At 75.6% G+C, this 7,376-nt stretch carries 6 protein-coding genes and 1 pseudogene; 3 read left to right on the forward strand and 4 right to left on the reverse strand.

Features of this window, described 5'->3' with window-relative positions:
• Nucleotides 1-137: 137 nt before the first annotated feature.
• Entirely contained in the window at nucleotides 138-1,772 is a 1,635-nt protein-coding gene (locus tag ACZ3KJ_RS23325) for an acyl-CoA dehydrogenase family protein (RefSeq protein WP_467529653.1), read from the reverse strand.
• 471 nt (nucleotides 1,773-2,243) lie between these two features.
• Here ACZ3KJ_RS23325 and ACZ3KJ_RS23330 point away from each other — a divergent pair, with 471 nt between their 5' ends.
• Nucleotides 2,244-3,419 carry a YihY/virulence factor BrkB family protein gene (locus tag ACZ3KJ_RS23330; protein WP_467529655.1) on the forward strand — a complete coding sequence of 392 codons (1,176 nt, stop codon included), beginning with the start codon at nucleotides 2,244-2,246 and terminating at the stop codon, nucleotides 3,417-3,419.
• Between the two features lie 10 nt (nucleotides 3,420-3,429).
• Here the strand turns inward: ACZ3KJ_RS23330 and ACZ3KJ_RS23335 are convergent, their stop codons facing one another.
• Entirely contained in the window at nucleotides 3,430-4,239 is an 810-nt protein-coding gene (locus ACZ3KJ_RS23335) for an NmrA family NAD(P)-binding protein (protein WP_467529905.1), read from the reverse strand.
• 206 nt (nucleotides 4,240-4,445) lie between these two features.
• Here ACZ3KJ_RS23335 and ACZ3KJ_RS23340 point away from each other — a divergent pair, with 206 nt between their 5' ends.
• Complete coding sequence (locus tag ACZ3KJ_RS23340) at nucleotides 4,446-5,417, forward strand: AraC family transcriptional regulator (protein ID WP_467529657.1); 972 nt, start codon at nucleotides 4,446-4,448, stop codon at nucleotides 5,415-5,417.
• A 24-nt stretch (nucleotides 5,418-5,441) separates the two neighbouring features.
• Nucleotides 5,442-6,125 (forward strand): annotated as a pseudogene (locus ACZ3KJ_RS23345) (helix-turn-helix domain-containing protein); the annotation flags it as partial.
• Here ACZ3KJ_RS23345 and ACZ3KJ_RS23350 read toward each other — a convergent pair.
• Together ACZ3KJ_RS23350 and ACZ3KJ_RS23355 are read right to left on the reverse strand one after the other, a co-directional pair.
• On the reverse strand, nucleotides 6,117-6,512 hold the full coding sequence (locus ACZ3KJ_RS23350; protein ID WP_467529659.1) for a VOC family protein: 396 nt from the start codon (nucleotides 6,510-6,512) through the stop codon (nucleotides 6,117-6,119). The pseudogene ACZ3KJ_RS23345 and the gene ACZ3KJ_RS23350 sit on opposite strands and share 9 nt — an antisense overlap.
• Before the next feature lie 84 nt (nucleotides 6,513-6,596).
• Nucleotides 6,597-7,229 carry a VOC family protein gene (locus tag ACZ3KJ_RS23355; protein ID WP_467529661.1) on the reverse strand — a complete coding sequence of 211 codons (633 nt, stop codon included), beginning with the start codon at nucleotides 7,227-7,229 and terminating at the stop codon, nucleotides 6,597-6,599.
• Between the last annotated feature and the right edge of the window lie 147 nt (nucleotides 7,230-7,376).

The following is a 7,376-nucleotide window of genomic DNA, read 5'->3' on the forward strand; positions in this document are numbered from 1 at the left end:
AACCCTGGCCAACATCCACTCGCTGTCCAAAACTTGTGGCGCGCCGTCCCGAGCGGCGTCACTGGCCTCGCAGGGCCATGCGGCGGGGGTGGTGCCGTGTCGGCGCAGCACCACCCCCGCATCTGCCCCGTCCCAGGTCAGACGAGCGGCCGGGCCCGCTCCACCAGCGCCGCCAGGTCCAGGCTGTGGGGCAGGGTGCCGAAGGCCGACCCGCCGTCCCCGCCGAGCCGCGACGCACAGAACGCGTCGGCGACCTCCGGCGGCGCGAACCGTACGAGCAGCGCACCCTGGAGCACCCGTGCGAACCGCTCCGCCAGCCGCCGCGCCCGCGCCTCGGCTCCCTCCAGGTCGGCCAGCTCGGTCAGCAGGTCCTTGATCGCCGCGTCCAGCCGGTGGTCGGCGCCCCGCGCCCGTCCCACCTCCCGCAGATACGCGTCCAGCGCCTGCGGCTCCCTGCGCAGCGCCCGCAGCAGGTCCAGCGCCTGGACGTTGCCCGCGCCCTCCCAGACGGAGTTCAGCGGCGACTCGCGCACCAGCCGCGGCATCCCCGACTCCTCCACGTACCCGTTGCCGCCCAGGCACTCCGCCGCCTCCACCGTCACCGGCGTACAGCGCTTGGTCACCCAGTACTTCGCGGCCGGCACCGCGATCCGCAGCAGTGCCCGCTCCTGCTCACCGTCGTCGTCGTAGGCCGCCGCCAGACGCAGCCCGAGCGCCGTGGCCGCCTCCGACTCCACCGCGAGATCGGCCAGAACATTGCGCATCAGCGGCTTGTCGAGGAGTTTCCCGCCGAACGCCTCGCGGTACGCGCAGTGGTGCACCGCCTGCGCCACGGCCGCCCGCATCAGGCCCGCCGAGCCGAGCACGCAGTCCAGCCGGGTCGCCGCGACCATCCCGATGATGGTCCGCACCCCACGTCCCTCCTCGCCGACCCGGCGCGCCCACGTCCCGTCGAACTCGACCTCGGCGGACGCGTTCGACCGGTTGCCCAGCTTGTCCTTCAGCCGCTGGAGCAGGAACGGGTTGCGGGTGCCGTCCTCCAGCACCCGGGGGACGAGGAAGCAGGTCAGCCCCTCCGGCGCCCGGGCCAGCACCAGGAAGCCGTCGGACATCGGCGCCGAGCAGAACCACTTGTGCCCGGTCAGCTCGTACGTCCCGTCCTCGGCGAGCGGCCGCGCCGACGTCGTGTTCGCCCTGACGTCGCTGCCGCCCTGCTTCTCCGTCATCCCCATGCCGAACAGCGCGCCCGCCTTCAGACGGGCGGGCCGCAGCTCGCGCTCGTACAGCGTCGACGTCAGCCGCGGCTCCCACTCGGCGGCCAGCTCCGGGTCGGTCCGCAGGGCGGGCACGGCCGCGTGGGTCATCGACAGCGGGCACCCGTTGCCCGCCTCGACCTGCGTCCACACCACGAACCCCGCCGCCCGCCGCACATGCCCGCCCGGCCGGACCCACGCCGACGTGAGCCCGGCGCTCACGCCCTTGCCGAGCAGCCGGTGCCAGGCCGGATGGAACTCGACCTCGTCGATCCGGTGGCCGTGACGGTCGTGGGTGCGGAGGGTGGGCGGGTTCTCGTTCGCCTGGATCGCCCACTCGTGGAGCTGCGCCGACCCGGCGGCCCGTCCGAGGGCCGACAGATCCCCCCGGGCCTCGTCGAGCAGCTCCGGATCGAGATGCCGCTCCACGGCGTCCACCAGGGCCCGGTCGGCGCCGTAGACGTCGTACCCGAGCAGCGGCGGGGGCTGGTTGGTCACGGTGTGCGTGCTGCCTGCCATACGGCGAACCTACCCCCGGCCGGACCGCTCATGACCCCAGGACACCGACGGCCTCACGCGCGCGTGCCCGGCTGCCGCTCGTACGGGGACGGCTCGCGGGAGGGGCCGCGGCTTCACGCGCGCGTGCCCGGCCGGGACGGAGCTGCGCAAGGCCCGGCTGCCGGCCCGACGGCCTCACGCGCGCGTGCCCGGCACGACGACGGCCGGACACCCCACGCGGTGCCGCGTCCGTGGCGGGGCCGACGCCTCCTGTGCGTGTCCACGCCATGACGGGGCCGAAGCATGCCGTGTGTGCCGCGTCCATGGCGGGGGGCCGACGCCCCCGGGGGTGTCACGCCCACGGCAGGTCCGGGCACCGTAGCCGCGGGCCGCGCGCCGGCGGCGACCGCGACCGGGCCCCCGGAGGCGGGCGACCGCGGCCGGGTCCCACCGGAGGTGAGCGCAGCCCCGTACGGCGGATACCTTTAAGGCGTGCAGCCAGCAAGTCAGCCTTCCGAGCGGCCCGAGCGGCCCGAGGTCCCCTTCGGGCGTCTCCACCGCGCGCGTGCCCTCTACCGCAACGTCTCCAAGCGCAGGACCGCCTGGCTGCTGCTCAAGGACACCGTCAACTCCTGCATCGAGTACCGCATCCTCGGCCTCGCCGCGGAGGCCGCCTTCTTCACCCTGCTGTCCGTGCCGCCGCTGCTGCTGAGCCTCATCGGCCTGCTCGGTTACGTCGACGACTGGACCGGCACCGACACCATCAGCAGCCTGGAGAGCAACCTCCTCGACGCGTCCCGCACCGTCCTGTCCGACAAGGGCGTCACGCAGATCGCCCAGCCGATCCTCGACGACGTGATGGCGGGCGGCCGGCCCGACGTCATCTCCATCGGCTTCCTGTTCGCCCTGTGGTCGGGTTCCCGCGCGGTGAACGTCTTCATAGACACCATCACCGTCATGTACGGCCTGGACGGCGTCCGCGGCATCGTCAAGACCCGCCTGGTGGCGTTCCTGCTGTTCATCGCCGCCCTGCTGATCGGGTCGGTGGCGCTGCCGCTGATGGTCGCCGGGCCCGACGCCGTCGTCCGGATCGTGCCGTGGTCGACGACGGTCGTGCAGGTCCTGTACTGGCCGGTCGTGATCGTCCTGTCGATCGCCTTCCTGACCACGCTCTACCACGTCTCCGTGCCGGTGCGCTCCCCGTGGATCGAGGACGTGCCCGGCGCCCTGGTGGCCCTCGCGATGTGGGTGCTGGGCAGCTTCCTCCTGCGCATCTACCTCCAGAGCACCATCGAGGGCGCCACCATCTACGGCTCTCTCGCCGCCGCCGTCGCCGTCCTGCTGTGGATCGGCGTGTCCGCCTTCGCCGTGCTCGTCGGCGCCGCCGTGAACGCCGCCATCGACCGGGTCTGGCCGGCCGCCGCGACCGCCGCGGCGCGCGCCGCCAACGAGCGGCTGCGCGAGGAGGAGGCCGCGGAGTACGTCGCCCGCATGGCCGCCGCCCGCACGCACGACGACCCCGACGACCCCGACATGCCGTCCGAGTTCCCCGAGCGGTGGTCGCGGTTCCTGCCGCCGGAGGACGTGACCGGCCGGCTGCGCACGCACGCGAAGACGTTCCCCAAGGGGAGCGGGAACGGGGAGGAGCCCCCGCCCCCCGAGAAGTGAACGCCCGGCGTCACGCCCAGGTGCCCGCCGCCGCTGCCTCCTTCGCGAACTCCGCGAAGTCGCGCGGCTCCCGGCCCAGCACCTGCCGCACCCCGTCCGTGAGATGCGCGTTGTGGCCGTCGAGCATCTCCTCGAACAGCTCGACGAGGAAGTCGGCCTCCCGCGCCGGCACCCCGAACCCGGTCAAGTGCTCGCGGTACTCGCGCGACGGCACCGCCCGGTAGGCCAGCTCGCGCCCGGCCGCCGCGGCGATCTCCGCGACGGCCTCGCCCCACGCCACCGGCCGCGGCCCCGTCAGGTCGAGCTCCCGCCCCAGGTACCGGTCGCCGCCGGTCAGCGCCGCCACCACCACGTCCGCGATGTCCCGCACGTCGACGAAGGGCTCCCGCACGTCCGGGGCGGCCGGGAAGACCAGCCCGCCGCTCAGCCGCAGTTCCTCCGCCAGCGGGCCCTCGCTGAAGTTCTGCGAGAACCACGCGGCCCGCACGATCGTCCAGTCCGCGCCCGACGTCCGCAGCGCCTCCTCGGCCGGCCGGGCCCGCTCCTCGCCCCGGGCCGACAGCAGCACCAGATGCCGTACGCCCAGCCCCGCCGCCTCGCGGGCGATCTCCCCGACCGCGCGGGCCGCCTCCGGGGTGCCGACGTCGGTCGGGTGGACCAGATAGGCGGCGTCCGCGCCGCGCAGTGCCCGCGCCCACGTCGACCGCTCCTCCCAGTCGAAGCCCATCGCCCGCGAGGCCGCCCGCACCGTCAGCCCGGCCTCGCGCGCGGCCCGCGCCACGCGTGCCCCCGTACGACCGGTCGCGCCGGTCACCGTCATCGTCAGGCCCCGCGCCGTGCCCTTCGCCGTGTCCCGCGCCGTGTCCTGTGCCGTGCCCTCTGCCGTGTCCCGCGCCGTGCCCTCTGCCGTGTTCCCCGCCGTGTCCTGTGCCGTGTTCCGCGTCATGCGTCCAGTCAACTGGCGTGCACCGCACGGGCCCATCGCCGAACGGCTCATTCCCATAAGCGCCCGTCTACGCTGTCGGCATGGACGCTTCCCCGCGCTCGAACACGGTCTCGCGGGGGGATCCCCTCGCGGGCCTGCTGGACGGGACGCGCGCGCGGGGCGCCCTCATGATCCGCGCGTGCTTCGACCCGCCGTGGGCGGTGCGCGTGGAGGACCGGGCACCCCTGACGGTGATGCTGATGGTGCGCGGCGAGGGCTGGGTCGTGCCGGACGAGGGCGAGCGGGTCCGGCTCACGGCGGGCGACCTCGCCATCGCGCGCGGCCCCGGCGCCTACACCTGCGCCGACGACCCCGCCACCGCCCCGCAGGCGCTGGTCCTGCCGGGGGGACGGTGCGCCCGCCCCGACGGACGGTCCCTGAACGGCTCCATGGACCTGGGGACCCGTGCCTGGGGCGACCGGCCGGACGGCTCCACGGTGGTGCTGATCGGGACGTACCTGATGGACGGGGAGATCAGCGGCCGGCTGCTGGACGCGCTGCCGCCGCTGCTGTCCCTCACCCCCGCGGTGTGGCAGTGCCCGCTCACCCCGCTGCTGACGGAGGAGATCGGCCGGGACGAACCCGGCCAGGAGGCCGTCCTGGACCGTCTGCTCGACCTGCTCGTCATCGCCGCCCTGCGGGCCTGGTTCTCCCGGCCCGAGGCGGCGGCGCCGGCCTGGTACCGGGCGAGTGCCGACCCCGTCGTGGGCCGTGTGCTGCGGCTCGTCCAGGACGACCCGGCCCAGCCGTGGACGGTGGCCTCCCTCGCCGCCGAGGCGGGCGTCTCCCGGGCCGCCCTCGCCCGCCGCTTCGCCGAGCTCGTCGGGGAACCGCCGATGACGTACCTCACCGGCCGGCGCCTCGCCCTCGCCGCCGACCTGCTGCGCGACACCGGCGACACGGTCGGTGCGATCGCCCGCCAGGTCGGCTACGGCAGCGCCTTCGCCCTCTCCAGCGCCTTCAAACGGGTCTACGGGGTCAGCCCCCGGGAACACCGGGCACGGGCCGGGTGAGCCGCGGCGGCGTACCGTGGCCCCGTGTACGCGGAACGGCCCTCCCGGCTGCCCGGCGCGGTCGTGTGGACGAACACCCCGGCGAGCGACGGTGCGCACCCCGTCCTGCCCGACGGCTGCATGGACCTGCTCTGGAACGGCGGGGCACTCCTGGTCGCCGGCCCCGACACCCGCGCCCACGTCCCCGACGGCCCGCCCGCGCGCTGGGCCGGCCTGCGGTTCTACCCCGGTACGGCGCCCGGCCTGCTCGGCGTGCCCGCCCACGAGCTGCGCGACCGGCGCGTGGACCTGGCCGACCTGTGGCCGGCCGCCCGGGTACGGCGGCTGCGCGCCCGCGTCGAGGCCGCCGCGCACCCGGCGACGGCACTCGAAGCCCTCGCGCTGGAGCTGGCGGGACCGGAGGGGGCGGCCGGGCCCGACCCCGCACTGCGCCGCCTGGTCACCGGCCTGGCGGCGGGCCGCCCCGTCGCCGCGCTCGCCGACGAACTCGGCCTCGGCGCACGCCGGTTGCACCGCCGTTCACTGACCGCCTTCGGCTACGGGCCCAAGACCCTGGCCCGGGTCCTGCGCCTCCAGCGGGCCCTCGCACTGGCCCGCGGCGGCCTCCCGCACGCCGCCACCGCCGCCCGCGCCGGCTACGCCGACCAGGCGCATCTCGCCCGCGAGGTGCGGCGGTTGACCGGTACGACGCTGACCGGGCTACTGGGGCAGCGGCGCGAACAGGTCGACCCCGTTGCCGTCGGGATCGTGCACGACGGCGTACCGCTGGCCCCAGAAGGCGTCCCACGGCTTGAGCTCCCCGTGGTACCCGGCGCCCACCAGGTCCTCGTACACGGCGTCCACCTCGGCCGGTCCGTCGCACCGCAGGGCGAGTGAGGCCCGGCCGCCGCCGGCCGGCGCCCGCCAGGCGGGGTGGAAGGACCGCACGGTCTCCTCGGTGTCCAGCAGCAGCCGCACCCCGTCCGGCGGCCCGGCCTCGGCGTGCGGCTCCCGCTCGGCGCCGTCGGGGAACGCGAACCCGAGCCGGCGGTAGAAGGCGACGGAGGCGGCCATGTCGGAGACGACCAGGCCGACGGCATCGAATCGTGGAGTCATGCGGCCACCGTAAGCAGCTTGCGGCCGGCAGGTCTTGAAGGAAACGGACACCTGCCGGCCGCGTGCGGGGAGGTGCCACCTCCGTCAGGCGAAGGTCACCGGCCCGCGCGGTGTGTCCAGCGTGAAGGAGAGCCCCACCGGCCCCTCGGCGATCTCGAGGCCGGTGCCGAGCGCGGCCAGCAGGGGGCGGATCCCGTCGGGGTCGGGGGCGGTCGCCGACACCTCGAGCAGCGGGGTCACGGGCAGGCCCGAGGCGGTGGGGTGGACCGTGGAGCCCCAGTCGATCAGGAAGGGGACCAGGCCGGACGGGTGCGGGACGCCGCCCTCGGTCAGCCGCCACTCCAGCAGCGTGCCGTCGGGCCGGCGCCGGCTCATCGCCCGTACGTCGCCGGGGTCGTAGCCCCCCGCGCGGGCGGCCGCGACCGTGCCGTCCAGGTCGGGTACGGCGATCGCCCAGGTGACGGTCCGCGGGGTGCCGAGCCCGTCGACGCCGAAGGGGCGGGGGCCGGGCGGATCGGGCTGCCGCGGGTCCGGTCCGATGATCTCCAGATAGGCGCGACCGCCCAGGCCCACCAGGTGGTTGCGGGTGCCGAGCCCGACGTGCGCGCCACCGGGGGCGGGCGCCACCCCGGTGCGCCGGGTGAACTGGGCGACCGTGGCCGCCAGATCGGGGGTGGCGAGGACGAGGTGATCGAGCCGCGGAGGAATGGTGTTCATCCCGCCCGAGACTACGCGCCCCACCGCGGCGAAGGGCACGTCCGCGGCACGGCTGTGCGGCAGGACGGCCGCCTGACGCGTACGGTACGGGCCGGCCGGCCCGGCGGCACGGGCACCTCCGGGCTACCGGCGGTCTCCGGGCTCCGG

The sequence above is a fragment of the Streptomyces sp. NPDC003248 genome (assembly GCF_055563235.1).

Bases quoted from the DNA above. Each gene is read 5' to 3' on its own strand.
- ACZ3KJ_RS23335 (WP_467529905.1), bottom strand. From the start codon at position 4,239: ATGACGGTGACCGGCGCGACCGGTCGTACGGGGGCACGCGTGGCGCGG.
- ACZ3KJ_RS23340 (WP_467529657.1), top strand. From the start codon at position 4,446: ATGGACGCTTCCCCGCGCTCGAACACGGTCTCGCGGGGGGATCCCCTC.
- ACZ3KJ_RS23325 (WP_467529653.1), bottom strand. From the start codon at position 1,772: ATGGCAGGCAGCACGCACACCGTGACCAACCAGCCCCCGCCGCTGCTC.
- ACZ3KJ_RS23350 (WP_467529659.1), bottom strand. From the start codon at position 6,512: ATGACTCCACGATTCGATGCCGTCGGCCTGGTCGTCTCCGACATGGCC.
- ACZ3KJ_RS23355 (WP_467529661.1), bottom strand. From the start codon at position 7,229: ATGAACACCATTCCTCCGCGGCTCGATCACCTCGTCCTCGCCACCCCC.